Source organism: Paraburkholderia sp. GAS38 (assembly GCF_050434965.1).
Classification (GTDB): domain Bacteria; phylum Pseudomonadota; class Gammaproteobacteria; order Burkholderiales; family Burkholderiaceae; genus Paraburkholderia; species Paraburkholderia phenazinium_A.
Genome location: NZ_JBNDJO010000010.1, coordinates 21,308 through 48,059, shown reverse-complemented (window position 1 = coordinate 48,059; position 26,752 = coordinate 21,308). Strand labels below are relative to the sequence as shown.

At 62.9% G+C, this 26,752-nt stretch carries 29 protein-coding genes; 18 read left to right on the top strand and 11 right to left on the bottom strand.

The genetic code is table 11. The features are described from left to right. The first annotated feature begins 334 nt into the window (after positions 1 to 334). The 5 genes from P3T42_RS22540 to P3T42_RS22520 all read left to right on the top strand — a co-directional run bounded on the left by P3T42_RS22540 (position 335) and on the right by P3T42_RS22520 (position 3,388). Complete coding sequence (locus tag P3T42_RS22540) at positions 335 to 1,426, top strand: CAP domain-containing protein (RefSeq protein WP_074300710.1); 1,092 nt, start codon at positions 335 to 337, stop codon at positions 1,424 to 1,426. A 12-nt stretch (positions 1,427 to 1,438) separates the two neighbouring features. Then, positions 1,439 to 1,783 (top strand): hypothetical protein, encoded by a 345-nt coding sequence (locus P3T42_RS22535; RefSeq protein WP_074300711.1) that lies wholly within the window; start codon positions 1,439 to 1,441, stop codon positions 1,781 to 1,783. Between the two features lie 73 nt (positions 1,784 to 1,856). Continuing rightward, positions 1,857 to 2,492 (top strand): hypothetical protein, encoded by a 636-nt coding sequence (locus P3T42_RS22530; protein ID WP_429307297.1) that lies wholly within the window; start codon positions 1,857 to 1,859, stop codon positions 2,490 to 2,492. Positions 2,493 to 2,563: 71 nt separating this feature from the next. Then, positions 2,564 to 2,950: a hypothetical protein gene (locus tag P3T42_RS22525; protein ID WP_074300713.1), complete on the top strand. Its 387-nt coding sequence runs from the start codon at positions 2,564 to 2,566 to the stop codon at positions 2,948 to 2,950. Between the two features lie 114 nt (positions 2,951 to 3,064). Next, positions 3,065 to 3,388, top strand: coding sequence for a hypothetical protein (locus P3T42_RS22520; RefSeq protein WP_429307296.1), 324 nt, complete (start codon positions 3,065 to 3,067; stop codon positions 3,386 to 3,388). A gap of 2 nt (positions 3,389 to 3,390) precedes the next feature. On the opposite strand, the gene P3T42_RS22515 is transcribed toward P3T42_RS22520, so the two are convergent. The 4 genes from P3T42_RS22515 to P3T42_RS22500 form a co-directional block, all read right to left on the bottom strand. Beyond that, positions 3,391 to 3,675, bottom strand: a complete 285-nt coding sequence (locus tag P3T42_RS22515) for a hypothetical protein (protein WP_429307295.1) — start codon at positions 3,673 to 3,675, stop codon at positions 3,391 to 3,393. 57 nt (positions 3,676 to 3,732) lie between these two features. Beyond that, positions 3,733 to 4,122 (bottom strand): DUF2917 domain-containing protein, encoded by a 390-nt coding sequence (locus P3T42_RS22510; protein WP_429307294.1) that lies wholly within the window; start codon positions 4,120 to 4,122, stop codon positions 3,733 to 3,735. 322 nt (positions 4,123 to 4,444) lie between these two features. Then, positions 4,445 to 5,260: an alpha/beta fold hydrolase gene (locus tag P3T42_RS22505; protein ID WP_429307293.1), complete on the bottom strand. Its 816-nt coding sequence runs from the start codon at positions 5,258 to 5,260 to the stop codon at positions 4,445 to 4,447. A gap of 279 nt (positions 5,261 to 5,539) precedes the next feature. Further along, positions 5,540 to 6,757 (bottom strand): sensor histidine kinase, encoded by a 1,218-nt coding sequence (locus tag P3T42_RS22500; protein WP_429307292.1) that lies wholly within the window; start codon positions 6,755 to 6,757, stop codon positions 5,540 to 5,542. A gap of 232 nt (positions 6,758 to 6,989) precedes the next feature. On the opposite strand from P3T42_RS22500, the gene P3T42_RS22495 reads away from it, so the two are divergent. From P3T42_RS22495 to P3T42_RS22480, 4 genes are all read left to right on the top strand, one after another. Continuing rightward, positions 6,990 to 7,403, top strand: a complete 414-nt coding sequence (locus P3T42_RS22495; RefSeq protein ID WP_429307291.1) for a response regulator — start codon at positions 6,990 to 6,992, stop codon at positions 7,401 to 7,403. Positions 7,404 to 7,514: 111 nt separating this feature from the next. After that, positions 7,515 to 7,898 (top strand): response regulator, encoded by a 384-nt coding sequence (locus P3T42_RS22490; protein WP_074301756.1) that lies wholly within the window; start codon positions 7,515 to 7,517, stop codon positions 7,896 to 7,898. A gap of 32 nt (positions 7,899 to 7,930) precedes the next feature. Beyond that, positions 7,931 to 8,299, top strand: a complete 369-nt coding sequence (locus tag P3T42_RS22485; protein ID WP_074300718.1) for a response regulator — start codon at positions 7,931 to 7,933, stop codon at positions 8,297 to 8,299. Positions 8,300 to 8,387: 88 nt separating this feature from the next. Next, positions 8,388 to 8,825: a response regulator gene (locus tag P3T42_RS22480; protein ID WP_429307290.1), complete on the top strand. Its 438-nt coding sequence runs from the start codon at positions 8,388 to 8,390 to the stop codon at positions 8,823 to 8,825. A 64-nt stretch (positions 8,826 to 8,889) separates the two neighbouring features. On the opposite strand, the gene P3T42_RS22475 is transcribed toward P3T42_RS22480, so the two are convergent. Further along, complete coding sequence (locus P3T42_RS22475) at positions 8,890 to 9,333, bottom strand: MarR family winged helix-turn-helix transcriptional regulator (RefSeq protein WP_144157643.1); 444 nt, start codon at positions 9,331 to 9,333, stop codon at positions 8,890 to 8,892. A gap of 233 nt (positions 9,334 to 9,566) precedes the next feature. Here P3T42_RS22475 and P3T42_RS22470 point away from each other — a divergent pair, with 233 nt between their 5' ends. After that, complete coding sequence (locus tag P3T42_RS22470; RefSeq protein ID WP_429307289.1) at positions 9,567 to 11,054, top strand: DHA2 family efflux MFS transporter permease subunit; 1,488 nt, start codon at positions 9,567 to 9,569, stop codon at positions 11,052 to 11,054. Between the two features lie 24 nt (positions 11,055 to 11,078). On the opposite strand, the gene P3T42_RS22465 is transcribed toward P3T42_RS22470, so the two are convergent. Then, positions 11,079 to 11,819, bottom strand: a complete 741-nt coding sequence (locus P3T42_RS22465) for a FadR/GntR family transcriptional regulator (RefSeq protein ID WP_253190225.1) — start codon at positions 11,817 to 11,819, stop codon at positions 11,079 to 11,081. A gap of 183 nt (positions 11,820 to 12,002) precedes the next feature. Here P3T42_RS22465 and dgoD point away from each other — a divergent pair, with 183 nt between their 5' ends. The 4 genes from dgoD to P3T42_RS22445 all read left to right on the top strand — a co-directional run bounded on the left by dgoD (position 12,003) and on the right by P3T42_RS22445 (position 15,396). Next, the gene (gene dgoD / locus P3T42_RS22460) at positions 12,003 to 13,151 is read left to right on the top strand and encodes a galactonate dehydratase (protein ID WP_074263425.1); all 1,149 of its coding nucleotides are present in this window, start codon (positions 12,003 to 12,005) and stop codon (positions 13,149 to 13,151) included. 149 nt (positions 13,152 to 13,300) lie between these two features. Continuing rightward, positions 13,301 to 14,533 carry an MFS transporter gene (locus tag P3T42_RS22455; protein WP_429307411.1) on the top strand — a complete coding sequence of 411 codons (1,233 nt, stop codon included), beginning with the start codon at positions 13,301 to 13,303 and terminating at the stop codon, positions 14,531 to 14,533. A 234-nt stretch (positions 14,534 to 14,767) separates the two neighbouring features. Then, positions 14,768 to 15,070, top strand: coding sequence for a hypothetical protein (locus tag P3T42_RS22450; protein WP_074301758.1), 303 nt, complete (start codon positions 14,768 to 14,770; stop codon positions 15,068 to 15,070). A 113-nt stretch (positions 15,071 to 15,183) separates the two neighbouring features. Next, entirely contained in the window at positions 15,184 to 15,396 is a 213-nt protein-coding gene (locus P3T42_RS22445; protein ID WP_083640754.1) for a YodC family protein, read from the top strand. Between the two features lie 169 nt (positions 15,397 to 15,565). Here P3T42_RS22445 and P3T42_RS22440 read toward each other — a convergent pair whose 3' ends face one another. Further along, the gene (locus P3T42_RS22440) at positions 15,566 to 16,495 is read right to left on the bottom strand and encodes a CopD family protein (RefSeq protein ID WP_074300724.1); all 930 of its coding nucleotides are present in this window, start codon (positions 16,493 to 16,495) and stop codon (positions 15,566 to 15,568) included. A gap of 476 nt (positions 16,496 to 16,971) precedes the next feature. On the opposite strand from P3T42_RS22440, the gene P3T42_RS22435 reads away from it, so the two are divergent. The 4 genes from P3T42_RS22435 (at position 16,972) to P3T42_RS22420 (ending at position 21,538) form a co-directional block, all read left to right on the top strand. Then, positions 16,972 to 17,703 (top strand): c-type cytochrome, encoded by a 732-nt coding sequence (locus P3T42_RS22435; RefSeq protein ID WP_074300725.1) that lies wholly within the window; start codon positions 16,972 to 16,974, stop codon positions 17,701 to 17,703. A gap of 21 nt (positions 17,704 to 17,724) precedes the next feature. Beyond that, a complete protein-coding gene (locus P3T42_RS22430) occupies positions 17,725 to 19,023 on the top strand; it encodes a c-type cytochrome (protein ID WP_074300726.1) in 1,299 nt (432 codons plus the stop codon). Between the two features lie 124 nt (positions 19,024 to 19,147). Continuing rightward, positions 19,148 to 19,768, top strand: coding sequence for a PAQR family membrane homeostasis protein TrhA (gene trhA / locus P3T42_RS22425; RefSeq protein ID WP_429307410.1), 621 nt, complete (start codon positions 19,148 to 19,150; stop codon positions 19,766 to 19,768). A 177-nt stretch (positions 19,769 to 19,945) separates the two neighbouring features. Next, positions 19,946 to 21,538: a DEAD/DEAH box helicase gene (locus tag P3T42_RS22420; protein ID WP_429307288.1), complete on the top strand. Its 1,593-nt coding sequence runs from the start codon at positions 19,946 to 19,948 to the stop codon at positions 21,536 to 21,538. A gap of 19 nt (positions 21,539 to 21,557) precedes the next feature. On the opposite strand, the gene P3T42_RS22415 is transcribed toward P3T42_RS22420, so the two are convergent. The 4 genes from P3T42_RS22415 to ggt form a co-directional block, all read right to left on the bottom strand. Beyond that, complete coding sequence (locus P3T42_RS22415; protein WP_429307287.1) at positions 21,558 to 22,082, bottom strand: hypothetical protein; 525 nt, start codon at positions 22,080 to 22,082, stop codon at positions 21,558 to 21,560. A gap of 122 nt (positions 22,083 to 22,204) precedes the next feature. Continuing rightward, a complete protein-coding gene (locus P3T42_RS22410; protein ID WP_074300729.1) occupies positions 22,205 to 23,032 on the bottom strand; it encodes a ferritin-like domain-containing protein in 828 nt (275 codons plus the stop codon). A 358-nt stretch (positions 23,033 to 23,390) separates the two neighbouring features. After that, positions 23,391 to 24,773: an MFS transporter gene (locus tag P3T42_RS22405; protein ID WP_429307286.1), complete on the bottom strand. Its 1,383-nt coding sequence runs from the start codon at positions 24,771 to 24,773 to the stop codon at positions 23,391 to 23,393. An 89-nt stretch (positions 24,774 to 24,862) separates the two neighbouring features. Next, on the bottom strand, positions 24,863 to 26,500 hold the full coding sequence (gene ggt, locus P3T42_RS22400) for a gamma-glutamyltransferase (RefSeq protein WP_429307285.1): 1,638 nt from the start codon (positions 26,498 to 26,500) through the stop codon (positions 24,863 to 24,865). Between the last annotated feature and the right edge of the window lie 252 nt (positions 26,501 to 26,752).

Sequence of the window (26,752 nt, the reverse complement as noted above, 5' to 3'; positions counted from 1 at the left end):
AGCGTCGCCAGTTGTCGAAGCAAAAGATGGCCGCGCCACTCGATGCGATCTGCATCGCGGAAACCTTCGTTATGCCTTTGGCCGCGCCCACGCGCTGCAATGCGGCCGCGCTCGTTGTCGCTCAGCCTCGTGGCGCCTGGCCATCGCTGCCCGACGCCTCACTTGTCATTTGTCGCCTCCTGGCGTCACAAAAAACGACGCGAGACGCTCGTATCAGCTTCGCCACGCACAAAAAGTTGACGCGTAACGCTATAGCGAGAACGCAATACGCCTCATTTAACGCACGGAGATCGACGGATTGGACGTCGATGCTCCGGCAACAGCCAGGACCATCATGAAAAGAACAGCAATTTGCGCCGCAGCGGCGGCGTGCATGCTCGCCGCATGCGGCGGAGGGGGCGGTAGCAGCGGCGGGGAATCTTCCAGTGGCACAAGCTCGAGCGCCGCAGCGCCAAGCGTCGCCCTGCTCGCCGCGCCGGGCGCAAGCGCCGGCTCGTTCGCCGCGACCGGCGACACGACAACGGATGCGCTCAACTTCATCAACTATCAGCGCGCGCAAATCGGTCTGCCAGCGCTTTCGTCGCAGACGGGCGTGGCCCAGGCGGCACAAAACCATTCGATCTGGGAGCAGGACAACGACATCGTCGGGCACGACGAGACTTCGGGACAAGCGGGTTACACCGCAGCGACGCCACTCGAACGAGTCAACCTCTATTACTCGACTCAGTCCGTCGGCGAGATCACAGCCGGATTCTCAGGGCCCTTCGCAAATTCCACGGAAGCGATCACAGGGCTCTTTGACGCTCCGTTCCATCGCGCGGTTGCCCTGTTCGATTCAGTGCATGCCGGGGTTGGCGTCGCGAACACAACAAGCGATTCCCAACTGTCGACGCTGACTGTCGATTTCGCCGACTACAAGCAGTTCATCGCCGACAGCCAACTCGTCGCGTGGCCATACAACGGCATGTTGAACGTCGACACCTCGTGGTTCGCCAACGAAAGCCCCAATCCGATGGCGCAGACGACGCAATCTCAGCCGTATGAAAACACGGTGGTCGGCTATCCGGTGACGCTAACGGGTGGAGACAACGCCGCGTTCTCGAACGTGTCGTTCGTTATCACGGATTCCACGGGCGCAAGCGTCCCGTGCCAGGAAGTCGACAGCTCGAACAACTCCGAGGCGGCGCGCGAGGCCATGTGCGTACCGTTCTCGCCGCTGAAAACGGGCACGACTTACACAGTTAAAGTGACCGGCACGCTCTCGAACACGTCTCTGGCCGCGACGCCCTTCTCGCTGTCCTGGGCTTTTACGACCGCCGCGACCGCCAACACGCCGATCGGCGCGCCGACGTCGACCAGCTCGTCAAGCGCAAGCGAAGCCAATGCCTTGAAGCAAGTCGCACCGCGGCGAATCATCCTGAACTGAAGAGATTTCGACATGAAACAACTAATCGAACGCGCGGCCACCGTCGGCACCATCTGCGTCTCTGTTCTGCTGTCAGCATGCAGTGGCTCTCCGAGCGAGGGCGATGTGCGCGCCGCGCTGCAAAAGCAAGTCGAGGCCGGGCGCGCGCAAGCCGAGCAGCTAATGGGCAAGAGCGCCTTCCTGGACAAGCAAATCGACCAGCAAAAGCAGGCAGTCGATGGGATCAAGCTCATCGGCTGCAAGAACGATGGCGACAAGGCCTACGTATGCGACCTTGAATCCAATGGCGGAGCCAGTCGCGTTCGCATGCTCAAAGGCTCGGATGGATGGATCGCCAGCGACGTCGGCAAAGGCTGACGCGCGGGCAGTCGGCAACGGCAAGCGTTGAGCGGCGGTCGCCCACTTTTTGAACCATTTTGGATTGCTGATTATGGACCTGACTTCACTCGCCGCTTCAGCGGCAATCGCGGCCTCCGCCGTGTCTCCGGCGAGCTTTCCCGCTCCCGTCGCCCAGCCGGCGCCGCTTACGCAAGCTGACGCGCCCGCCTACGTCACGGGCGAGACCTGGACGTTTCAATACAGGAACGACCTTGAACCCGCCAAAAATTCAACTTACACGCAGACTGTCGCGCGAGTCGAGGACGGCCGCGCGATAGTCAACGGTGGCGCGACGATCCTCGACGCCAACGGCAATATCGTGAAGCTGGGAACGGCCAGCTACGAGCCGAGCGATGGCAAGCTTCGCTTCCCTTTACGCGTCGGCGACGAATGGACCTCGTCCTACGCCTATCACTCCGGCTCGTGGGAAGCCATCGGCCAGCGGCAAACGAAGGTCGTCGGCGTGGAGCGCGTTGACACCGCTGCAGGCTCGTTCGAAGCTTTGCGCGTCGAGCAGCTCGTCTCATGGTCCGCAGGCGGGGGAAACAAAGGGGGCGGGCGCACTAGCGAAACGGACTGGTATGCCCCGAGCGTCGGTCGCATCGTGAAAGCCGACTTCTCCGACAAAGCAGCCGGCGTCGCGCCGACGAGTACCCACGTCGAGCTAGTCAAGTTTTCCAGGCCCTAATGACCCTTTCAGCGGCCCCTTCGCCGACGCCCGCCAACCGCGCGGCCTCGGCGCTTTTCCAAGGAACAACCATGCAAGCGCAAAAACCGAAGATCGCAAGCGTTGAAACCCAAATGCAGCGCAGCAAGAACATCGGTCGCACGATGTTCATTTTCATCTTCTCTTTCGTCATGTCGATTCCAATCCTAAACATGCTTTTCGGGTTCGGAATCGTAATTTTCCTGACTATGCCGATCCTCACAACGAGCGCTCAGCGAGCCGTCGATTTCGGCTGGCTGCTGCTTGGAGCAGCGCTGTGCATGTTCGGCTTCTTTTTGCCGGGCATTTTCTCCGGGCCTACGTCATCCGGCTTTTTTCACGGCTGGCTGCTCGAGGTCTTTCTGAATGCCGCAGTCGGATGGTTCATCCTCGCCAGCAGACTTGGCCACCTGTTCGTGAAGTCGGCGAGCGAGGCGTGACGATTGCGAGTTCCGATGGTCAAGAGCAACGCTCCCTCCCGGCCCAACAAATTGAACCTTTGCCTCACCGCGCGTGTCGAGTATAAACACACCTTCCGAGAGTAAAGCCCCCCGATGAAGAACCTCGCAGCCTCAGCCCTCCTCTCCCTCGCCGCCCTGTCTGCCCACGCGGCTCCGAACCAGCAATGGAAAGATGCCTCGACCACCTTCGCGACCTTGATCCAAAGCGGATACAAGCTTGTCGCGGTGGACCATGCCCCGTCGCCTGGCAGCCTCAGTCTGGTCACAACCGTCTACTACCTGCAAAAAGACGCGAGCATGTTCGCGTGCAATGAGACTCACCGCGTCGCCGACGCGAAAACAGGTTCGACAACGGGTGAGTTCACATGCTCGGAACTGGTTCAGCCTTACGACTCGACCATGCCGCCTCAACAGTAGGCTCACCGGGAACAGACATTCATAGCCTGGACCAGCGCATCCTGCTCCGCCGGATTCTGAAAGAACGCTTCCAGACTCACGTGCTCCTCGTTGGCGACCTGCTGAAGGCAACGCGCGTTATTGGACCTCACGCTCGACGGCGCCTTCGCGACAGCCAATACAAACAAGCCGAGTATCAATAGCATGTTGGCAATGCCAACCACCCACTGCAGTCCCTCGCCCGAAACAAACCCTCTCCAACCTGCGACATCTCTATTCGCCACTGGCTTCTGCACATCCGAATTCATTTCGCATTCCTATATATAACGTAGTAATCAGTCCAACCAGCAAGCGTCGATCGCGCCTTACCGCGCCACCGGCAACAAGCTATCGAAAGCGCGCTCCACCCAGCGCACCACAGGCCATCGATCGAACCTACGTCGTCGCCCAACGTACTCGCTAGTTAAAGTCACTTCCGCTGGACGCTCGCCGTCTGCACTCAACCAGATGCGTTCGCCGCGCGCGACCCGGATCACATCTCCCGCTTGCAGCCAGTGGTCGTACGGAGAAAAGATGCGCGTCAACCAGACACGCTCGCCATGAGCGCGGATTTCGCAGTGGGCCATCACGCGCCACGACATGGTCTGCCGCGGCAGAAGGCTTAAGTGAATCACCATCCTCGGCACATGCATCGCGCGCACAGAATGGTCATGAGGGAAGCAGGAACAATCGGACTGCTGGCTAGCGTCGTGCATGGTCATCTCCGTCGATTGAGCCGCGAGACGGAGGAGCCACCAAAAGAAAAAGGCCTCATCCGTTTCCGGCGAGGCCTTGTGACTTGCGCTACTGCAAATTGCTAACGCACACACGCCTCCGATGATTCGTACCAACGTACGATCATTCGGTGTTTAGTCGCGGTGGCGATATGGGCGGGCGCTTTCATGTCTTGAAGTTTCTATTGCACGCTATGGCTTGTCAATAAAAAGTTGCCAAAACGTGCGTGAGGCGCGACACGCGTGACGCCACGTTTTGCGCTCATGCAGCGTGCATTCGCAAGCTGCGCGATCCAGCATCGAACTATTGATGCTGATCCGCCCGCACAGTCCCGACCACCGAAAGCACCGCGTCGATCACCGCATCAGGGCGATAAAACTGAATGTAGTGGCTCGAGTCGTTCACGAGTTGATGCTGACTTCTCGACGACCACGTCGCCTCGTCGTCCTGCATCTGCTTCCAGACCGCCTTGATTTTCTGCCCTTGCGTAGCCGTGATCTGCATGGACTGAAGCTCCGCATCGGAGAACGGCGCCATGGCGGTCAGCACAAAAAGCGGCCGGTTGCCGAGCTGGCGGAAAGTCCCCGCTTCGGTGAGCGTCTCGTTTAGCGCTTCGTCTTCAAGCATCATCGGACCGAGAGACGTGGGCGCGTACGCGCGAATCGTCTCGACATCGTGCAGATCCTGGTGCGACTCCTGCGGAACCAGAACGGGCGCAACGGGACGCAACGCGCCGGTCCAGGCGAGCGACGCGGCGAGTTTGCCGAGGAAGATGCTCTGCTCCGGCATCACACCCTTGAGCCGTTGCGTCTGGTCCGGATGCGAAGCATCCACGAACACCAGACCCGCGACGTCCTGACCGTAGTAATGGGTATAAGTCATGATGTAGGGACCGCCCAGCGAGTGCCCGACCAGCACGAACGGACCATGCTCGCCGGCTGCGTTCAAGGTCTTGTGCAGATCCTCGGCCACGGTCCGGCCGTTTTGAGCGCGACCTGGCGCGTCGCTCCACATGATGCCTGCGCGGCTATACGAACAGGCTCTCGTGGTCTTAGCCACCGCATCCTGAACAGCGGACCAACTCAGCGACCCATTGATATCCAGACCTGATTCGAACACAACCGTGGGCGATCCCGTGCCTCTGCAATCAAGCTGAATCTTGCGGCCACCGATATCGACTAGCGTCCCCTGCGCAGGAAAATCCCGCGTCACGTGATGCCGTTGAATGAACTCATAACCACTGCCTGTCAATACGACTAAAGCAATCAGCGCAACAAGCGCCGATGCAATACGAATAATCCATCGCTTCACGACTGTCCCTTGTCCGAACCTGGCGAGGGGGCAGTATGCTCCGCGAAGAATGCAACCGCCAACCGGCGACGCAAACCTGCTGCCCGACTACTCCACTAATCCCAGGTCAAGCGGAAAGCAGATCTCAAACGTCGTCCCACGACCTTCACGCGACTCGAAGCGGATTTGCCCATGCAGTACGCGGCAAAGCTCCTTGACGATCGCAAGGCCCAGCCCTGTGCCCGGTATATCGTCACCGGCGGCGCGCTCGAATTCATCGAACACCCGGTCCGCATCCGAAGCCGCGATCCCAATGCCCGTATCGGAGACCCGGATAGACCAGTGGCCCTCTCCCGCGCCGCCGATAGCCAGTTCGATTTCGCCCGTGGCCGTGTACTTGGTCGCGTTCGACAACAGATTGAGCGCCACCTGCTTCACCTTGAGACGATTCGAAGTCACGGACACGAGTTCGGCGTCACAGGCGGTTTTCAGGCGCAAGCCTTTTGCTTCGATAGCAGGTCGGCACGAAGTCACCAGTTCGTCGAACAACGCCCTCACATCAAACGGCTCCGCTTCCGACGGACTGTTATCGCCCAGCACGACCGAATACTCCACCATCTGGTCGACCAGTTGCTTCATATCCGCCGCCTGACGATGGGCCAGCGTCAACGCGGCCTCAGCCTTGGCCGGTGCGCGCCCGATCAACGTCAAGGCCACCGAGAACGCATTCAGGAAATTGCGCAGGTCATGCACCACACTGCGGGTGATCTGCATGCGCGACTCATGGAGATCGCTGACCAGCCGTTGGTTGAGCTTCAATTCGTGATTCGCGCGTTCGAGCTTGCCGGTGTAGTCGTCGATTTTCCGGTCGCGCTCGCTCACCACCTCGCGGATCGACGTCAAGGTGACGAAACTCAACGCTTCGGCAATCAGGCGCCGGGCCCGTCTTTCGTGGCGGCGCGTGAAGCCGCTTTCGGTATCGGCGAATGTCTCGAGAGCCCCGGCCAGCGTCTGATGGAACAGATCGAGTTCACGCACCAGTTCCTCGATCCGGTATCCCTGGCGCCAGCGCACGAGACCATGCATGCGCGCGTCGCGTTCGATGGCCGGCTCCACCTTCTCGAGATCCTCCGCGTCGAGCGCGGCGCACAACCCGTCGAGAATCTCCGGCAGGTGATCGGCAAGCTGTTCGTACGTCAGTTTGTCGGCCTCGATCAGGTCGACGTCGCCGAAGACCTCTTTCATCCACTGCTCGGTCAAGCGAACCCGCTCGCTGCGGAGAAAATCGGCGAACCCGCGCAGAGGCCCTTTGGGTGTATCAGTCATAACGGCCACTCGGTGAGTAACGTTTCTACAAAAAGGAATCGACATCTACCGTATCGAACGCGGCACGCGCTGTATCGACGACGCTCTTCATCCGAACATTCGCCCCGGTCAGATCTGCCGCCGCAGGCCCGCAGCCCTTTGCGGCAGGGGTTCGGACCGGCCACGCGCGCCCCACGGCCCTTGAAAGCGAAGTCATTATGACCCCAACCACACGCAATGGAACGGCTTTTGCGTGCCTGTAACGGCTAAAACGACGTTCACGAACTGGCCATTGCAAATGCACTCGATTTTGCTTGTGGATGACGACCCGGAAATCCTCGCCGCATGGCAGGCCATTCTGCTCGACGAAGGTTATAGGGTATGTTGTGCACGCAACGGTTTCCAGGCACTCGAGCGTCTGAAGGAAAGCATCCCGGATCTGGTGATCACCGACTGGATGATGCCCCTGATGGGCGGCGCCGAGCTATGCCGCCAACTAAAGGCTCATCCTGACCTCGCCCGCGTGCCGATCATGATTCACTCGGCCGCGCCGCCCAGCGTCGAAGAGGTGCAAACGTGGAATGCCTGCCTGCGCAAGCCCGCGCCCATGCAAATTTTTCTGACTACGATCGAACAACTCTGCAAGGGTGACCGACCGCCGCGTTGATCGCGCCGTGGCATGAGCCTTGCTGCACGCTTAAGAACCCGTATTAAAGGCATTCGAGAATTGCACCAAGCCCCGTCCCCATCACTCTGTCAAACCTGGAGCGCCCGCAAGATTCGTGTCCTCAACGTCCACCCGCGCGTGCTGGTGGTCGACGACAACGCCGACGCGGCCGAAGCGCTTGCCACCTATCTTTCTTACGAAGGCGTTGAAACGCGCACCGCCGGCGGTTGCGGCGAGGCACTGCGCTGTGTCAGGGACTGGGTCCCGGATGTGGTGGTGCTCGACATCATGATGCCGGAGCGCGACGGCTTTGAAACCGCTCAGGCCTTGCGCACGTACTTACCCACGACGAACCTTGGAATCGTGGCTTTTACGTCGCTCGATGACGATCATGTCCGCGAAACCGGCACGGCGCGGCACAACTTCGACGGTTACTGCCGCAAAGGGACACCGCCGGTCGCCCTGCTCGCACTGATGCAAAAACTTTGGCGCTAGACGCATCCACCCGACCCTTTAGCCCCCACGCAATGACGCAACCCAAAAAAATACTTCTCGTCGACGACCAGGCCGACGCCATCGACGCCCTCTCCATGTTGCTGGAAATGGACGGGCACGAGGTCCGCACTGCGTACAGCGGCGCGGATGCATTGGCCGCGGTCGAGACGTTCGTTCCGGACCTGGCCTTGATCGACGTCTCCATGCCGGATATGAGCGGCATGCAGCTCGCGCGGATACTGCGGTCCAACGCGAGTCTCGCCGGCACACGGCTGATCGCGCTAACGGGCTATGCCGGCGAGGCAGATAAACGGGCCGCCACGGAGGCCGGCTTCGACGTGCACGTGACCAAGCCGGTGTCGGCGGACCAGTTGACGAGGCTCATCGCGCAGGCGGACTGACGACCACCGTACCGCATCACAGCGACCCCCGTGCCCTGGCGGCATGGTTGTTGCGCCAAAGCAGGAAAGGCATCTGAATGTTGGAACCATGTCTACCATTCTGCTCGTCGACGATGAGATCGATTCGCTCTGGCTTTTCAAGCTTGTGCTGGAGGAGCGCGGCCACCACGTGATCGTCGCGGAAGACGGCAAGACGGCCCTGGCGAAAGCGAGCCGCTGTCTGCCCGATCTGATCGTCACCGACTGGAACATGCCGGGCACCGACGGCGTGGAGTTGTGCCAGCGCCTGAAATGCTATCCGGCGCTCGCCCAGATTCCCGTGGTGATGTCGTCGGGCCGCACGCCGCCCGCGGACAAATCGGCGCTCTGGAATGTGTTTATTCGCAAGCCAGTCGAACTCGAGACGCTCGAATCGGCCGTCGACTCCTTGCTGATGATGCGCCTCGCCGGCCCCCAATCGCGAACGAACGCACCCGCCCCGCCTGCCGCGCGATGGCAGCCGGTCCCGTGGAAACTCTGGGTTTAGCGGGCATGGCCTGCTCGGAAACGGACGGGCCAATCCGTCGCGCGAGCGCACCCTCTATCACCGTTTAGCGATCCACAATCCGGCTGAGATTGCCGCGCACCCGCTGCAGCAACGCGATCAACTGCTTCGCCTCCTCGTCGCTGAAGCCGCTCAGACCCTCCGCGGCCACTTCGTCGCCGACCTTGCGCGCCTTGCCGAGCGCGCGCTCGGCCTTGGCGGTCATGCGCACCTGCCGTTCGCGGCGGTCCTCGGGATTGCTCCAGCGCTCGATCCAGCCGCCCTCTTCCATGCGGTCCAGCAGACGCCCGGCCGAAATCGGCGCGACCTCGAGCAGGTCCGCGAGACGGGCCTGGTTGACGTCCCCGTAGTGGGCGAGATAAGCCAGCACACGGCATTGCGCGCGAGTCAGATCGAGGCTCGACTTGGCGAGATCGTCGAAACGCTTGCCGGTCAGGCGGCCCACGTCCGAAATCAGGAAGCCGAAGCGCTCTTCGAATTGGGTTTTCATCGCGCGATTATACGAAAGCCCCGGCTAAGCGGGCGCCGAACAGCGGCCCCGCCCTGTACGACTGCACCACACACCACACCCGTACAGTTCCTGGTATTCGCACGGCGTCCTCATCTATATACTAAGCATGCTTACTATCTATTCCAACCCGAGTCTCCACCCGCCGCCCGCCCCGCCCACCCATGTCTTCCGACTCAATATCTGGGAGTACTGCCGCTGCGCTGAACCGGCCCATGATCACCGTATCGATCATGCTCGCCACCTTGATGCAGACGCTCGACAGCACCATCGCCAACGTGGCGCTACCGCACATGCAGGGCACGCTGTCGGCGTCGCAGGACGAAATCACGTGGGTGCTGACCTCGTACATCGTCGCCGCCGCCATCGCCACGCCGCTGACGGGTTGGCTGTCCGACCGCTTCAGCGTCAAGCGGCTGCTGGCGTTTTCGATTGCCGGCTTCACGATCGCCTCGGCGCTGTGCGGCCTGTCCGAGACGCTGAGCGAGATCGTCGCCTCGCGTTTGCTGCAGGGGATTTTTGGGGCCTCGCTGGTGCCGTTGTCGCAGTCCATCCTGCTCGACATCAACCCGCGCGAGAAGCAGGGGCAAGCCATGGCCGTGTGGGGCATGGGCGTGATGGTGGGGCCGATTCTCGGTCCGACGCTCGGCGGCTGGCTCACGGAAAGCTATAACTGGCGCTGGGTGTTTTTCATCAACCTGCCGGTCGGCGCATTTGCGCTGTTCGGGGTCCTGACGTTTCTGCCGAGCAAGGCGCCGCGCCATGACGTGAAGTTCGACGCCTTCGGCTTCGCGACGCTGGCCCTCGCGATCGGCGCGCTGCAGGCCATGCTCGACCGCGGTGAGCAACTCGACTGGTTCGGTTCGCACGAAATCGTCATCGAAGCGCTGCTGGCGTCCATCAGCTTCGCGTTCTTTCTCGTCCACACAGCGACGGTCGGCAAAACTTCGTTCTTCAAATACGAGTTGCTGAAGGACCCGAACTTCGCCACCGGCACGTTCTTCATTTTCGTCATCGGCGCGGTGATGTATGCGACGCGCGCGCTGCTGCCGCCCATGCTGCAGACGCTGATGAACTATCCGGTCGCCACCACCGGTCTGGTCACGGCGCCCAGCGGCGCCGGCACGATGATCGCCATGCTCTGCGCCGGACGCCTGCTCAAACGCATCGACGCGCGCCTGCTGCTGCTCGCGGGCTTCCTGATTTCCGCGTTCGCGCTGTGGCAAATGATGAACTACACGATCGTGCTGTCCGCCTCGGATATCGTGTGGCCCGGCGTGATCCAGGGTTTCGGACTCGGCCTCGTGTTCGTGCCGCTGAGCGCGCTGACGTTTTCCACCCTCACGCCGGAACTGCGCGCCGACGGCACCGCAACCTACAGCCTGATGCGCAATATCGGCAGCAGTATCGGCATTTCGATCGTGCAGACGCTGATGACGCGCGGCACCCAGGTCGCCCATGCGGACCTGGCGGCGAACGTCAACATCTTCAATCCCGTCATGCAGCCCATGCTGGAGAACGGCTCGCGCTACGACATCGCCGTGATGAATGCGTCGATCACCCAGCAGGCTTCAATGATCGCCTACCTGAACGACTTCAAGCTGATGTTCGTGGCCACGCTGCTGGTGGTGCCGCTGCTGCTGTTGATTCGCCCTGCGCACAAAGCGCCGGACGCGTCGGTTGCGCACGCGGCGATGGACTAGCGCGCGTAGCGGCGCGCTCGACGCTCAGCCCTCGATGCGCCGCCGCGTCACGCCGAGCAAGCCCGCCATTGCCTGCTGCGCGCCGGCCGCGTCGCGTGCGCGGATCGCTTCGAACACCGCCGTGTGCTCGGCGAGCGACGCGTTGTAGACCTCCGCGCGCTTCGCATTCAGGCGCAACTGCGCCTCGAGCGTGCGTTCGATCAGCGTGCCCAGCGGGATCAGCAATTCGTTGCTGCACGCCGTCAGCACGCTCAGATGAAAACGCAGATCGGCCCGCACCCATTCGTCGACGTTGCGCGCGGCCACCATCGCCGCATGCGCCGCGTCGAGCGCGGCAAACGTCTGCGCGGTATGAGAGGCCGCCGCCAGCGCCGCCGCATACGGCTCGATCATCTCGCGCATTTCCTGCAGCTTGAGCGCGAAGGCCATCGGCTCGGCCACCCGCGAGTACCAGTCGAGTACGTCCACATCGAGCAAGTTCCACGCCGCGCGCGGTCGCACGCGCGTGCCGATCCGCGGACGCGACTCGATCAGCCCCTTGGACGTCAGCGTGCGCAGCGCTTCCCTGAGTACCGTGCGGCTCACGCCGAAGGTTTCCATCAACTCGGCTTCGCGCGGCAGGATGGTCTCCGGCGCGTAGTCGCCGCGCAGAATGGCTGTGGCCAGCAGATGGGCGACGCGCCCGTGCAGATCGTGCTGAATAAGTGCTCTCCCCGCCGTCTTCCGGCGCTCTTCATTGTCGAAACGACCGCGATTATCCGGCATCCCGGCCACAGCACCTACACCGGAAGCGCATGGAATGCGTCCGCCAATAGTACTATTAATAGTATTTAAAGGCGATTTTGTTGTAGCATGTGACTCCTCAGATATCGCGCTGGTGGACGCAGACGCATCCACCAGCATCCGCCACTCAAGGATCGGCCTAGCAGGCTCAAGGAGACACGCACCATGAAAATCACCAAGCTCGAAACCTTCATCGTTCCGCCGCGCTGGTGCTTCCTCAAGATCGAGACGGACGAAGGCATCGTCGGTTGGGGCGAGCCGGTCGTCGAAGGCCGCGCGCATACCGTCGCGGCGGCCGTCGAAGAGCTGTCGGACTATCTGATCGGCAAAGACCCGCTGCTGATCGAAGACCACTGGCAGGTGATGTACCGCGCGGGCTTCTACCGCGGCGGCCCGATCACGATGAGCGCGATTGCCGGCGTCGACCAGGCCCTGTGGGACATCAAGGGCAAGCACCACGGCGTGCCCGTGCATGCGCTGCTGGGCGGCCAGGTGCGCGACAGGATCAAGGTCTACTCGTGGATCGGCGGCGACCGTCCGAGCGACGTCGCCAACAACGCGCGCGCCGTGGTCGAACGCGGCTTCAAGGCGGTGAAGATGAACGGCTCGGAAGAGCTGCAGATCATCGATACCTTCGACAAGGTGCAGGGCGTCATCAACAACGTGGCGGCCGTGCGTGAGGCGGTGGGGCCGAACATCGGCATTGGCGTGGACTTCCACGGCCGCGTGCATAAGCCGATGGCGAAGGTGCTCGCCAAGGAACTCGATCCGTACAAGCTGCTCTTCATCGAAGAACCGGTGCTCTCGGAAAACGCCGAGGCGCTGCGCGACATCGTCAATCAGACCAACACGCCGATCGCCCTCGGCGAGCGGCTCTACTCGCGCTGGGACTTCAAGCACATCCTCGCGGGCGGCTATGTGGACATCATCCAGCCGGACGCCTCGCACGCGGGCGGCATTACCGAGTGCCGCAAGATCGCCTCGATGGCCGAAGCCTATGACGTGGCGCTCGCGCTGCACTGCCCGCTCGGCCCGATCGCGTTGGCCACCTGCCTGCAGATCGACGCGGTCAGCTACAACGCGTTCATCCAGGAACAGAGTCTCGGCATCCACTACAACCAGGGCAACGACCTGCTCGACTACATCAAGAATCCCGAGGTCTTCAAATACGAAGACGGCTTCGTGTCGATTCCGCAGGGCCCGGGGCTCGGCATCGAGGTCAACGAGGAGAAGGTCCGCGAGATGGCCAAGGTCGGCCACCGCTGGCGCAATCCGGTGTGGCGCCATACGGACGGCAGCGTCGCCGAGTGGTAAGCCTGTGATGCGATGAAACGCCGCCTGCGGGCGGCGTTTTTGCGTCGGGTGAGATCCGGCGCGCAAGCCAATAAAAGAAGGAGCATTAAGTGGAGACAACCACGTTCGAAACGCAAGCCGCGACCGGCAAGCGCCACCGTCTGCTGGTCATGCTGTTCATCACCGTCGTCATCACCTATCTGGACCGCAGCAACCTGTCGATTGCGGCCACCGCCATCGCGCAGGACCTGCAACTCGATCCGGCCCACATGGGGCTGGTGTTCTCGGCCTTCGGCTGGTCATATGCCTTGCTGCAGATTCCCGGCGGCATGCTGGTGGATCGTGCGCGGCCCCGTCTGATGATGGCGCTGATCATCGGCCTCTGGTCGCTCGCCACCGTCCTGCAGGGCTTCGCCAGCGCGTTCGTGCTGCTGCTGTCCTTGCGCGTGCTGCTCGGCGTGCTCGAAGCGCCGGCCTATCCGACGCTCAACCGCATCGTCACCACCTGGTTTCCCGATAGCGAGCGGGCCCGCGCCATTGCCGTCTACACCTCGGGCCAGTACGTCGGTCTCGCCTTCCTGACGCCTGCGCTCGTCCTCACCCAGCAGCACTTCGGCTGGCACGGCGTGTTCATCCTCACGGGACTCATTGGCGTGGTGTGGGCGCTGGTCTGGTACGCGCTGTATCGCGAACCGTCCGAGACGGCGGGAATCAACCAGGCGGAGCTCGATACGATCCGTCGCGGCGGCGGCCTTGTCGAACTCAGCAGCGCCCGCGCGTCTCAGCCACGCTACAGCGCCGCCGACTGGCGCGCCGTGCTCGGCAACCGCAAGCTCTGGGGCATCTATATCGGCCAGATCGCCGTGACCTCGACGCTGTGGTTCTTCCTGACGTGGTTTCCCACCTACCTCGTCAAGTACCGCCACATGGATTTCCTGAAGGCAGGCTTCATGGCCGCCGTGCCGTTTCTCGCCGCCTTCGTCGGCATTCTGGCCTCCGGGCTGATCTCCGATGCGATGATCCGGCGCGGTGTCTCGGCCACGGTCGCACGCAAGGTGCCGATCGTCACGGGCCTGCTGCTGTCCACGACGATCGTCGGCGCGAACTTCGTCGACAGTCCGTCGATGGTGATCCTGTTCATGGCCATCGCGTTCTTCGGCAGCGGCTTTTCGTCGATCACCTGGGTGCTGGTTTCATCGATGGCGAAAAAAGAACTGCTCGGCCTCACCGGCGGCATGTTCAACCTGATGGGCAATCTGTCGTCGATCTGCGTGCCGATCGTGATCGGCCTGCTCGTCAAAGGCAACGATTTCGCGCCGGCCCTCGTGTTCATGAGCGCGGTCGGCGTGGTGGGCGCTTTGTCGTACCTGTTTCTGGTCGGCCGGATCGAACGGATCCGATAAGCGTCTCCACGCCTGCCCGGGGATGTTACGGGCGCCCGACGGCCACGGCGTCTCAGTTACGTAACATTCCGGACAGAATCCGTCTAAAAACTCCGTCCGGGGCCTGCTCACGATTCCTCCTCAACACCTGAAAGCCTTGCCGCACAAGGCTTTCAGGCCGTCACCCCGGCACGCGCCGCGCGCCTGGCCCGCTCTTTGCTCTATCGCATGCAAAAGACGATGCGAGAGACCATCATGGGCGAATTTCTTCCTGACTATCTGATCCGCGAACAGGCGGCCGTGGGCGCGCTAGTGGTGTTCGGCGTACTGCGCGTAATCGGCGCGGTAATGGCGTTTCAACGCGGCTGGCGCATCTCGACGGTGGAGAAGTGCTTCCTCGCCGCCGCCGTGATCTATTGCGCGCCGCAACTGTTCGACCTGCTGACCCAACTCTACGGCGCACACGCCGCCAGCGCCGAACTCGAAGGCAAGGTAAGCGGCTGCGCGATCGCGCTGTTCTGCGCGCCGATCCTCGGCCACAAGCTGGGCTTCGAATAAGCCGCATAGCTGCAACGGACCGGGCAGCCGGCGCGGGTCATCAGGCGTTGAGCGCCCGGCCCGACCGAAGCAGCCGATAAGAACCGAGTGGACGACCGAACGGGATGAAAGCGATGCTTCTGTCAAAACGAACCCCATACCGCGGCGGCGACGTGCTGACGCTCAAATCGGGTGGCCGTGCGATGACGGCCACATGGGTCGGGCCGGTGGTGTTCGCACCGGGCACCTGGCTGATCTGCCAATGGTTCGACGACGACGGCGAACTGCGTCAGGAGATGTTTCCTGAAACGATGCTGGAGCGGGTGCCCAAGGCGCTCGCCGCTTAACCTGCAATAACGGGGCAACCGGCTCCTGCCGGGCGACCGTGTGTTTAACGCCGCACATGTATGCTGTGCGGCGTTTTTTTGGCTGGGACGCGGTGGGGCGAGACGCCACGGGCCGGGCTGCTATAGGCCGGGCCGTGATTGATCGGGCCGCGAGCCGCGACCCGCGCCCTCAGCCCAGCGGAACGAACGCCGGCACGCTATGCGACAGCGCGGCCGCCGCGATGAACACGCCGATCATCGCCAGCGCTTCGAGGTACAGCACGTTGGTGAAAGTGTGAGCGTCCATCGTCGACGCGGTGCGGCGCAGCCGCGGCAGCGCCAGGAAACGGTTCAACCCGCCGAGTACCAGCGCCAGCGCGACCAGTGCCAGCTTGAGGATCAGCACATGTCCCCACGTGCTGATCTGAATGGCCTCGAACGACCCACCCGATCCCCGCACAGCGTTGAAGATCCCCGTTAGCAGTACGAACACCACCGCGACCAGCGACACGTTCGAGACCTGCATGGCCGTGCGGATCAGGATGCCGCGCGCGGTCGACGTGCCGAGCGCCGGCAGCACCGTCAGGCCGGCCGTCACGACGAGCCCGCCCCACACGCTGGTGGCGAGCACGTGCAAGGTCTGCACGCCGATCGCGGCGGACGCCGGTCCGGCATCGGCCGCATGACCGAGCGACGCCTTGCCCGCGCCGATCGCGATCACCGCTAGCCACAGCAGCGCATTGCGCAAGGTGCTCGCGTGCGAAGACATGGCGGTCAACAGCAACACCAGCGCACCGACAAAGGCAACGCTCCACGCATAGCCGACGTGCGTCTGCGACAGCACCGTCGGGATCACGCCGAACGCCTGCGGCAAGGCGCTGCCGCTCATCGCCGCGGCCTGATACAGCAGCCAGCCGAGGTCGGCGAGCACCAGCACGACGGTGGCCGTCAGCATCGAGCGTTGCGCACGCAACCATGCGGGACGCGCCGGCGCGACCTTGGCCTGGGCATCTTTCGCGAGCCACGCGCCGAGCAGCGCCGAACCGACCGCATACGCAAACGCGACATTCATGAGCGCGGCCATGGCGACCTGCCCGATCCACAATCCGTCGACCCTCATTTGACAGCCAACGCGTGAGTGCCCTGGATACGATGGCCGGCAGCCGAAGCCGCGGTCCATGTGATGGTGGAGCGTCCGGCAGCGAGTGGCTGCGGCGCTGAACGGGGGAAATCGGATAGCTTCATGAAAGGCGGATTGCTTGTCGAAAATACAGGGGGAAGGGATGCGCGCAGCGCAGCAAGACACCGGCGCCCCGGGAGTGTACGCTTCGATGGTCCGTGTGCGTGTGGGTTCAACTTAGTTGCAGGCCGACGCCGCGCAATGGTCAGCGAAGGGTTGCAAAGCCGATCCCAAAAGCATGTGAGACACGCCCGATACACACTGCGCCAAACTGTCACATCGGCGTTTACGAGGGGAACGATGCAGCCTGTGGCAAATAGTCACCATCACCCAGCGATGATAGAATGCTGCGTCGCGCCAGCCCCCCGTTGCCCTCAAGCCGAGCCGCACGAAGTTCGGTCGGGTCCCCGAATTTGATGGAGTTACGCGTGTCTTCTAGACGCATTTTCCGCCCGCTGCTCGCCCTGCTGCTGATCTCGGCCGCAGGCGTCTTTAGCGCTGCGAAAGCGCAGACTCAACCCAAGACTCCGGACACGATGGAAGCGCGCGTGCAGGCCTGTGCGGCCTGCCACGGCACGCACGGTCAGGGGACGGACAACGACTACTTCCCACGCCTCGCGGGCAAACCGGCTGACTACCTGTACAACCAGCTCAAGAACTTCCGCGAAGGGCGTCGCAAGTACCCGCCCATGAACTACCTCGTCACGTATCTCTCGGACGACTACCTTCATCAGATCGCGGCGTACTTCTCGCAGCAGCGCCCGCCGTACCCGCCTCCGGCCAAACCCACGGTCTCGTCGGATACGATCGCGCGCGGCCAGGACATCGTGCTGCATGGCGACGCATCGAAACAGATCCCGGCTTGCGCCGCGTGCCACGGCAAGGCGCTGACCGGCATGGAACCGGCCATCCCGGGTCTGGTCGGTCTGCATGCGGACTACATCAGCGCACAGCTCGGCGCCTGGCGCTCGGGCTCGCGGCATGCCATTGCGCCTGACTGCATGCACACCATCGCCACCCGCTTGACCGATGACGACGTGAATGCTGTCGCTTCATGGTTGTCCACCCAGACGGCACCGCAGAATCCCGTGCCGGCTCCGGCCCGTTCGATGAAGACTCCGCTTGCCTGCGGCAGCGAACCGCAATAAGGCACCGGGAGAGATGACCAAATGAAACGCAAGACTGTGTTCGCCCTTTCGGCAGTCGTCGTGGCTGCGGCCGCGGCCCTCGTTCCCGTCCTGTGGTCGGGCGGCGACAACCTGCACAACGGCAGCGCCATGGCCGCCACCCCCGCCGACCAGGCGGATCTGATCAAGAAGGGCGAGTATCTCGCCCGGGCCGGCGACTGTATTGCCTGCCACACGGTGCGCGGCGGCAAGGAGTTCGCCGGCGGCCTGCCCATGGCCACGCCGTTCGGCACGATGTTCACGCCGAACATCACGCCTGACGATCAATACGGCATCGGCAAGTGGACCCAGGACGACTTCTACCGCGCCATGCACACCGGCCGCTCCAAGGACGGCAGCCTGCTGTACCCGGGCTTCCCGTTCACGAGCTACACGAAGGTCACGCGGGCCGATGCGGACGCGATCTACGCGTACCTGCGCTCGGTCGCGCCGGTCAACGTGCCGAGCCGTCCGCACGAACTGAAGTTCCCGTTCAACAACCGCAACCTGCTGATCGGCTGGCGCACGCTGTTCTTCCGTGAAGGCGAGTACAAGGCGGATCCGACCAAGTCGGTGGAGTGGAATCGCGGCGCGTACCTGATCGAAGGCCTCGGCCATTGCGGCATGTGCCACACGTCGATCAACGCCATGGGCGGCCCGGTGAACTCGGCCGCCTTCGCGGGCGGCCTGATCCCGCTGCAGAACTGGTACGCTCCGTCGCTGACGTCGAACAAGGAAGCGGGTCTGGGCGACTGGGACATCAAGGACATCCAGGATCTGCTGAAGACCGGCGTGTCGCAACGCGGCGCGGTGTTCGGTCCGATGGCTGAAGTGGTTCACAACAGCTTGCAGTACATGTCGGACGAAGACATCCAGGCAATGTCCACGTATCTGAAGACCATTCCGCAGAAGAGCGAAGCGCCGGAAAATCTGCAACTGGAAACGTCGGCGCAGTTCGGCACTGAACTGCTGCAGCAAGGTCAAAAGGTCTACACGGACAACTGCGCGAAGTGCCACGAGGCGAACGGTCTCGGCCAACCGCCGAACTTCCCGCCGCTGGCCAACAACCCGTCTATCCAGATGCCGTCGGCGGTGAACCCGATCCGCATGGTGTTGAACGGCGGGTATCCGCCGAGTACGGATGGCAATCCGAAGCCGTACGGCATGCCGCCGTTCGCGCAATCGCTGTCGAATCAGGAAGTCGCAGCCGTGGTGACCTACATCCGGATGTCGTGGGGCAACCACGGCACGGCGGTGTCGCCGCAGCAGGTGGCGGATCTGCGTTCCGCGCCGCTCGACTGAGCGACGCAAGAGGTAAGGAGGGCGCGGCCTGCGGGAAATCGCGGCCGCGCCCTTCTGTTTTTTGGACCGGGGCCGGACATCGTCGTGCACAATGGCACACATGGACCGGGTAGGAGAAGATGTCGTGCATGTCGGTGAGCGTTTTAACAGCATTACCCACCTCGTCGGCGCGGTGCTGTCGGTGGCGGGGCTGGCTGCGCTCGTGACGATGGGCGCGCTGGAGGACGATCCGTACAAGGTCGTCAGTTTCAGCGTCTACGGTGCGATGCTGATCGTGCTGTATGCTATATCCACTCTGTACCATAGCGTGCGCAACCCGCGCGTGAAGGCGGTCCTGCAAAAATGCGATCATTCGGCGATCTACCTGCTGATCGCCGGCAGTTACACGCCGTTCACGCTGGTCACCTTGCGTGGGCCGTGGGGCTGGTCCCTATTCGGGGTAAGCTGGGGGCTTGCGGTCCTTGGCATCGTGCAGGAACTGACGCTCGGGCGCCGCACCCGTAGCGTTTCGATGGTGCTGTATGTCTTGATGGGATGGCTCGCGCTCGTTGCCATTCGTCCGCTGGTCGAAGCATTACCGACCGCGGGCACCGCATGGCTCGTGGCCGGCGGGGTCATCTACAGCGTCGGCATCTACTTCTTCATCAACGACGAGCGCATCCGGCACGGACATGGTATCTGGCACCTGTTCGTACTGGCGGGCAGTCTGTGTCAATTCGTCAGTGTTGCGCGCTACGTCGCGTAACACACCACGACGGCGAACTTAAAGCCAGTCAACGTGTCTTGATAGCGCGTTGAAGCATTCGGCACACGCTGGCGTGTGCCGCCGATTTCCCTGCGACCGGATCTGGGCTTTGGCCTCGAATGCGCGCCTCTCGGCTGCGCATTTGCCGTTCGCGATACCGCATTGCAAAGAGTTTTTATGTCTTTTGATTCCCTCGGCTTGTCCGAACCGCTGGTCCGCGCTGTACACGAGCTCGGTTACACCTCTCCTACTCCGATCCAGTTGCAGGCCATTCCGGCCGTGCTGAACGGCGGCGACCTGCTCGCCGGCGCGCAGACCGGCACCGGCAAGACGGCCGGCTTCACGCTGCCGATCCTGCAGCGCCTGAACACCATGCCGCCGGTCACCACGGCCGCCGGCAAGCGCGTAGTCCGCGCGCTGATCCTCACGCCGACGCGCGAACTCGCCGCGCAGGTCGAAGAAAGCGTGCGTGCGTACGGCAAGTACCTGAAGCTGAAGTCGACGGTGATGTTCGGCGGTGTCGGCATCAATCCGCAGATCGACGCGCTGCGTCGTGGGATCGATATCGTGGTGGCCACGCCTGGCCGTCTGCTCGATCACATGCAGCAGAAGACCATCGACCTGTCGCATCTCGAGATTCTCGTGCTCGACGAAGCCGACCGCATGCTCGACATGGGCTTCATCCACGACATCAAGCGCGTGCTGGCCAAGCTGCCGCCGAAGCGCCAGAACCTGCTGTTCTCCGCGACCTTCTCCGATGAGATCAAGGCGCTCGCCGACAATCTGCTCGATTCGCCGGCCCTGATCGAAGTGGCCCGCCGCAACACGACGGCCGAGCTGGTGGCGCAAAAGATTCACCCGGTGGACCGCGACAAGAAGCGCGAGCTGCTCACGCACCTGATCAAGGAACACAACTGGTTCCAGGTGCTGGTGTTCACGCGCACCAAGCACGGCGCGAACCGCCTCGCCGAGCAACTGACCAAGGACGGCATCAGCGCACTGGCGATTCACGGCAACAAGAGCCAGTCGGCCCGCACGCGCGCGCTGGCCGAGTTCAAGACCAATACGCTGCAGGTGCTGGTGGCGACCGATATCGCCGCACGCGGCATCGACATCGACCAGTTGCCGCACGTGGTCAACTACGACCTGCCGAACGTGCCGGAAGACTATGTGCACCGCATCGGCCGTACCGGTCGCGCCGGGGCGTCGGGCGAAGCGGTGTCGCTGGTGTGCGTCGATGAACTGCAGTTGTTGAAGGACATCGAGAAGCTGATCAAGCGCGCCGTGCCGCAAGAAGTGATCGCCGGTTTCGAACCGGATCCGAACGCGAAGCCGGAGCCGATCCTGCGCCGTGGCCAGGGGGGCGGCGGCGGTGGTGGTGGCCGTCAGCCGCGTCAAGGTCAAGGTGCACCCAAGGGTGACGGCGGCGGCCGGCGCGACGGCGGTTCCGGCAAGCCGGGGCAGCGCTCGGGACAGCGCCCGGCGGGCGCCCAGCAGCAGGCGAAGCCGCAAGGCGCCAAGCCGGCTGGCTCGGCCGCGCAACCGCAGGTGCGCAAGGACAATCCGCGCCACGAGACGACGCGCCATCACGGCAAGCCGGGTCCGGCCACGCATGACAACGCCGGTGCGACGCATGCGCCGCGCAAGCCGCAGGGTCAGGGCAAGCCGCAAGGCGGCAACCCGGGCGCGTTGCTGAGCGGCGCCAAGCCGCGTGGCGATGCGCCGCGCAGCTCGCAGCCGCCGCGCAATGGTGGGCAGCGCGGGCGGTGAGCCTGGCTGCCTAGCCGCGTCAACGGCGGGCCGCCGCAGCGGCCTGCTTCAGGTGCTCGATCTGCTGTTCCCACCGATCGAGCACCGCCGCTCCTCCCTCCTCCAGTTCGAACGTAATGCCGCCTGTCAGGCGCGCATAGGGCACGCGCTGCGCTTCGCCGGTATCGATCGCGCCGATAAAGTGGGCGAGACCGCTGCTGTCTCCAGGCACCGCGGCCAGCGGCTCGAACTGCAACTGCACCTGATAGAACGCTTCCTCACAGACGAACGTCAGCGCCGCACGGCCGCTGCGCGCGAGCACACCCGCCGCCCGCGATTGCGGCCATAACGCGACGCACAGCGTGCGCGAGTCGGGCGCATACAACTCCCCTACTCCCAGCAGCGAGGTCCGCACATGGCTATTGTTTGCGTCGGTCGTTAGAAAGGACGCCGTAAAACCCGTCTTGCTGGCGAGAGACGTGCCGTCGAACAATGCGCGCGGCGCAGCCGGCCATTCGTCGAACACGATCTGTTCGAGCGGGTGTCGGGATGCAGAATCGGTCATCGCCTGACTCCGGTTCATCAATCGTCTTTGAATCGAACTACGAAATGAAGAATGGCCCGCACAGGCGGGCCATTCTTCAAACCTTTTGCCGAGTCGGCGAGCCGCTAACCCAGCCCACGCCGCTAGCGAAAGAATACATGCTGCGTGATCTTGGCGAGCGGGTAATGCACGCCGGGTTGAATCCGCGCGGGCAGATCGAGCGGCTTGAGCAGCATCTTCACGCACATGTCCGCCGACAGATTGCGACGCACCAGCGTATTGATGCGCGCCGCCCGGTCGCGGTTATAGGCGGAATCGTGCACGCGCTCCGGATAGCGGATCGCAAACACATGCCGCAGCGCGATCTCCGAGTCTTCGTTCTTGATTTCCAGCACGCGGCGCATCAGCGCACCCAGCACAGCCAGGCGGCCATTGCCCTCGATCTTGTTGTACTTCTTGAAGTATTTGAAAAAGTGCTTGTAGTGACGGACTTCGTCGGTGCGGATGAGGTCGGTGATCTCCTTGAGCACCGGTTCGTCCGAGCATTCGCCGATCGCGCGATACAAGGTCGCCGTGCCCGTCTCCACCACGCAGCGTGCAACCATTTCAAGCGCACGCGTCTTTTCGAAGTCTTCGACGGAGCACGTCTTCGAATACTCCTCGAAGAAATTGCTGAAGGCCGTGTCCCAGTCGAATTCCGGCCACACGTAAGCGATATAGGTCTTCAGGGCCCGGCCGTGCTGCATCTCTTCCGGCTCCCACTCGTTGTTGAGCCACGCCGACACTTCAGGGTCGCCGTTGAAGAAGGTACTCAGATTGCTGGTGTAGAGATCCGTACCGCTTTCAATGAACGAAGCGGCGCACAGCAGAAGCAGCAGATCTTCGTTGGCCACGGCCCGTTGCCTGTCAATCCGGCTGAGGTCGATGTCCTCAATCCGCCAGGGCATCACATGGTTACGCTCAGTGTGCATTTGTTCCTTGCTCCGAAAGCTATATCGACTTCTAGAGCGTGCCCAGAACCGCCTGCGTTTCGCCCGGCTGCTTGTCGCGTCGATACAGCGCCTTGAATTAGAGTTAACCCCTTGTATCTTGCATCTTAGCTGGTGTTCCGCAACTCTGCAGATAACACAGCACAGACCATACCCACGCGCGGCAGTTCCGACGGCCGGTAGTCGAAATGTTCCAGAACAACACAAAGCGGCCGCAGCGCACAAAAAAGGCAGCCTGCGACGCGCTGCCCGCCGTTGGACACACTGCGATAGACGACGCGCAACGTAATGCGCGGTAAGGCTCAGCGGCCGGGAAGCGGCTGCGCTGCGGGCCGCGCGTTTAATGCGCGAAGGATATGCTGCGCCCCACACGGCGTCTGCGCCAGGCGACGATCGCAAGCGACAGGCCGGACAGCAACGCAGCCGCCAGCACGTAATAGCTGGGCGCAAGCTTGTCGCCGGTCAGATGGATGAAGGTCTCTACGATCGTCGGCGCAAAGCCGCCGAAGACCGTCACGCCGATGCTGTAGCCGATCGAAAGACCCGTCGAACGCACATGGGTCGGAAAGATTTCGGACATCAGGGCCGGCATGGGCCCCGAATACGCGGCCTTGAGGATGCCGGCCGTGCCTTGCAGGAGCAACAGCCAGCCGACGGTGGGGTGACTCTGCAGCAGTGCGAACATTGGATAGATCAGCACGCCCATCAGTAACGATGTGCCCAGCATGATACGGATACGGCCGATGCGGTCGGACCACGCGCCCATCACCGGCGACAGCACGAGTTGCAGACCGCCGTTGAGCACCACGGCGCCGAATGAGACGGCCGCCGGCATGTGCAACTGTTTCACGGCATACAGCGGCATATAGAGCTGCAGGACGTATACGCCCACCGTCGATTGCGCGACGATGCCGATCGCAAGAAGCAGGTTCACCCATTGGCTGCTGAACGAAGCGGCCGGGTCGCTTGTCTTGCCGCGGGGCGTGCCGCTCGGCTTGCCGCCTGATTCGTCATGGTCGCGTTCGCGGCGCAGCGCCAGAAATTCGGGCGTCTCGTCCAGATGCGAGCGGATGTAATAGCCAATCGGCCCGATTAGCACACCGAACAGGAACGGAATGCGCCAGCCCCAGCTACTCAGGTGCTCGGGCGACATCCACGCGGTGAGCAGCGAGCCGAACGCGGCCGCGAGAATCGCCGCAAGCCCCTGGCTGGCGAACTGCCAGCTCGCGAAATAGCCGCGCCGCGTGGGGCTGTGTTCGACCATGAAGGCCGTCGCGCTGCCGAACTCGCCGCCCACCGCAAACCCTTGCACGAGCCGCGCGACCAGGATCAATACCGGCGCCGTGAGGCCGATCGCCGCATACGGCGGCATCACGGCCATCGTCAAGGTGCCGACCATCATCAGCGCAATCGAGAGCGTCAGCGCCGCCTTGCGGCCCTTCCGGTCGCCGTAGATGCCAAGGATCACGGCGCCGAACGGCCGCATCAGGAACGAGATGCCGAAGGTGGCGATGGCCAGCAGCGTCGAGAGCCACTCGTCGTGCATCGGGAAGAACTGCTTCGCGATGAGGCTGGCGAAGTAGCCATAGACCGAAAAGTCGAACCATTCCAGCGCATTGCCGACGGACGACGAGAAGATGATGCGCCGGACCATCGCTTTCGACACCGGCGCGGCGGGATAAGGAGCGGCCGCCGCAGCGGCAGGCGAAGCGAGGTCGGTCATGGTCGGATCTGCAGAAGACGCGGGGCAGCCCCCAAGGTTTGATCCTCACCCAGGGCTGCCCCACGCAAAGCGAAGGGGCGTAGCGGCGTTCAAAACCCGGCGGCAAGCCCGTCACGGCGGCTGTCGCTGGCCGCGACGTAGCCGCGTTCAGGATCGTTGCGATCGAGCTTCCAGATGTACTGACCCGAACCGAAGTCCATATACGGATCGTCCACCGACTTGATCGTATGGCCAAGACCTTCGAGCGCGCGGGCCGTGTTGGCGTCGAGCGTCGCTTCGATATCGATCGTGAAATCGCGGTTCACCTTCCAGCGCGGCGCGTCGCACGCCGCCTGCGGCTGCTGGCCGTAATCGAGCATCCGTACTATGGATTGCAGGTGACCTTGCGGCTGCATGTCGCCGCCCATCACGCCGAAGCTCATCACCGCTTCCTGCTTGCCGTCGACCTGTTGCGTGAGGAAGGCCGGGATGATCGTATGGAACGGCCGCTTGCCGCCCTCCACGACGTTCGGCGACTTCGGGTCCATCGAGAAGCCGCAGCCGCGGTTCTGCAGCGCAATGCCGCTGTCCGGCACGACGATGCCCGAGCCGAAGCCCATGTAGTTCGACTGGATGAAGCTCACCATCATGCCGCGCTCGTCGGCCACCGACATGTAGATCGTGCCGCCGGCCTTCGGCATGCCGAAGTCGAACTGCGTCGCGCGCTTCGGATCGATCAGCTTCGCGCGCGAGCTCAGATAGGCGTCGTCGAGCATCTGCTCGGGCGTGACATCCATCGAACGCGGGTCCGCGACGTAACGGTAGACATCGGCGAAGGCGAGCTTCATCGCTTCGATCTGCAGATGCTGCGATGCGACGTTGTCCACCGCGAGCGAGGCCACATCGAACTTTTCGAGGATGCCGAGCGCGATCAGCGCGGCAATGCCCTGGCCGTTCGGCGGAATCTCATGGACCGTGTAGCCGCGATAATCCTTGGCGATCGGCTCGACCCAATCCGCGCGGTAGTTGCGCAGGTCTTCCACCGTCATGGCGCCGCCGCCCTCGCGCGCGAACGCCGCGATCTGCTCGGCGATCTCGCCTTCGTAGTACGCCCGTGGCCCCAGCTCGGCCAGCTTGCGCAGGGTCTTCGCATGACCGGGGAAACGCACCAGCTCGCTCACTTCCGGCGCCCGGCCGCGCGGCATGAAGGTCTGGGCGAAGCCCGGCAGATCCTTCAGCTCGGGCACGGCGGCCGCCCATTTGTAGGCGACGATGCTCGCCACCGCATGACCGCGCTCGGCGATTTCGATGGCCGGTTCCATCAGGTCGGCAAACGGCAGCGAACCGAATTTCCGATGCAACGCCTCCCAGCCCGCAATCACGCCCGGCACCGTCACCGCATCCCAGCCGCGCTTGGGCTGCTTCGCGAGACCATGCTCTTCACCGTACTTGCGCTTGAAGTAGTCCACATTCCAGGCCGCCGGCGACACCCCCGACGCATTCAGGCCGTGCAGCTTCTCGCCATCCCACACCAGCGCGAACGCGTCACCACCGAGGCCACACGAGACCGGCTCGACCACCGTAATGGCCGCTGCTGCCGCGATCGCCGCGTCGACCGCATTGCCGCCCTTCCACAGCATGCGCAAGCCGGCCTGGGCTGCGAGCGGGTGCGAAGTCGAAACGATGTTGCGCGCGAAGACCGGCAGGCGCGGTGTCGGATAAGGGTTTTGCCAGTTGAAGCGGGTCATGTAGAGGACTCTCGGAAAGCGCGGCCCGGCTCGGTACCTCCGCCGGGGCCATTAGAAAACCAGCACGGAACGAACCTTCGATTGCAGCGCGAACCGGTCGAAAAAACAAATTCATTTATCAAATGAATAAATGCAGAAATCCTCTGAATAGCCGGACCTGGGTTGGGCTGCGCGTCGGATGCGATCGTGCGCATGTCGCGTACGTTGGCGGACAACCCGTCCGTTGGTCTTACAATAGCTCACCTAAATCAT

What these genes read in the sequence shown, in the direction of transcription:
- P3T42_RS22540 (WP_074300710.1), top strand. Translation starts at nt 335, where the DNA reads ATGAAAAGAACAGCAATTTGCGCCGCAGCGGCGGCGTGCATGCTCGCC.
- P3T42_RS22535 (WP_074300711.1), top strand. Translation starts at nt 1,439, where the DNA reads ATGAAACAACTAATCGAACGCGCGGCCACCGTCGGCACCATCTGCGTC.
- P3T42_RS22530 (WP_429307297.1), top strand. Translation starts at nt 1,857, where the DNA reads ATGGACCTGACTTCACTCGCCGCTTCAGCGGCAATCGCGGCCTCCGCC.
- P3T42_RS22525 (WP_074300713.1), top strand. Translation starts at nt 2,564, where the DNA reads ATGCAAGCGCAAAAACCGAAGATCGCAAGCGTTGAAACCCAAATGCAG.
- P3T42_RS22520 (WP_429307296.1), top strand. Translation starts at nt 3,065, where the DNA reads ATGAAGAACCTCGCAGCCTCAGCCCTCCTCTCCCTCGCCGCCCTGTCT.
- P3T42_RS22515 (WP_429307295.1), bottom strand. Translation starts at nt 3,675, where the DNA reads ATGAATTCGGATGTGCAGAAGCCAGTGGCGAATAGAGATGTCGCAGGT.
- P3T42_RS22510 (WP_429307294.1), bottom strand. Translation starts at nt 4,122, where the DNA reads ATGCACGACGCTAGCCAGCAGTCCGATTGTTCCTGCTTCCCTCATGAC.
- P3T42_RS22500 (WP_429307292.1), bottom strand. Translation starts at nt 6,757, where the DNA reads ATGACTGATACACCCAAAGGGCCTCTGCGCGGGTTCGCCGATTTTCTC.
- P3T42_RS22485 (WP_074300718.1), top strand. Translation starts at nt 7,931, where the DNA reads ATGACGCAACCCAAAAAAATACTTCTCGTCGACGACCAGGCCGACGCC.
- P3T42_RS22480 (WP_429307290.1), top strand. Translation starts at nt 8,388, where the DNA reads ATGTCTACCATTCTGCTCGTCGACGATGAGATCGATTCGCTCTGGCTT.
- P3T42_RS22475 (WP_144157643.1), bottom strand. Translation starts at nt 9,333, where the DNA reads ATGAAAACCCAATTCGAAGAGCGCTTCGGCTTCCTGATTTCGGACGTG.
- P3T42_RS22470 (WP_429307289.1), top strand. Translation starts at nt 9,567, where the DNA reads ATGATCACCGTATCGATCATGCTCGCCACCTTGATGCAGACGCTCGAC.
- P3T42_RS22465 (WP_253190225.1), bottom strand. Translation starts at nt 11,819, where the DNA reads ATGCCGGATAATCGCGGTCGTTTCGACAATGAAGAGCGCCGGAAGACG.
- dgoD (WP_074263425.1), top strand. Translation starts at nt 12,003, where the DNA reads ATGAAAATCACCAAGCTCGAAACCTTCATCGTTCCGCCGCGCTGGTGC.
- P3T42_RS22455 (WP_429307411.1), top strand. Translation starts at nt 13,301, where the DNA reads ATGCTGTTCATCACCGTCGTCATCACCTATCTGGACCGCAGCAACCTG.
- P3T42_RS22450 (WP_074301758.1), top strand. Translation starts at nt 14,768, where the DNA reads ATGGGCGAATTTCTTCCTGACTATCTGATCCGCGAACAGGCGGCCGTG.
- P3T42_RS22445 (WP_083640754.1), top strand. Translation starts at nt 15,184, where the DNA reads ATGCTTCTGTCAAAACGAACCCCATACCGCGGCGGCGACGTGCTGACG.
- P3T42_RS22440 (WP_074300724.1), bottom strand. Translation starts at nt 16,495, where the DNA reads ATGAGGGTCGACGGATTGTGGATCGGGCAGGTCGCCATGGCCGCGCTC.
- P3T42_RS22435 (WP_074300725.1), top strand. Translation starts at nt 16,972, where the DNA reads ATGGAGTTACGCGTGTCTTCTAGACGCATTTTCCGCCCGCTGCTCGCC.
- P3T42_RS22430 (WP_074300726.1), top strand. Translation starts at nt 17,725, where the DNA reads ATGAAACGCAAGACTGTGTTCGCCCTTTCGGCAGTCGTCGTGGCTGCG.
- P3T42_RS22420 (WP_429307288.1), top strand. Translation starts at nt 19,946, where the DNA reads ATGTCTTTTGATTCCCTCGGCTTGTCCGAACCGCTGGTCCGCGCTGTA.
- P3T42_RS22415 (WP_429307287.1), bottom strand. Translation starts at nt 22,082, where the DNA reads ATGACCGATTCTGCATCCCGACACCCGCTCGAACAGATCGTGTTCGAC.
- P3T42_RS22410 (WP_074300729.1), bottom strand. Translation starts at nt 23,032, where the DNA reads ATGCACACTGAGCGTAACCATGTGATGCCCTGGCGGATTGAGGACATC.
- P3T42_RS22405 (WP_429307286.1), bottom strand. Translation starts at nt 24,773, where the DNA reads ATGACCGACCTCGCTTCGCCTGCCGCTGCGGCGGCCGCTCCTTATCCC.
- ggt (WP_429307285.1), bottom strand. Translation starts at nt 26,500, where the DNA reads ATGACCCGCTTCAACTGGCAAAACCCTTATCCGACACCGCGCCTGCCG.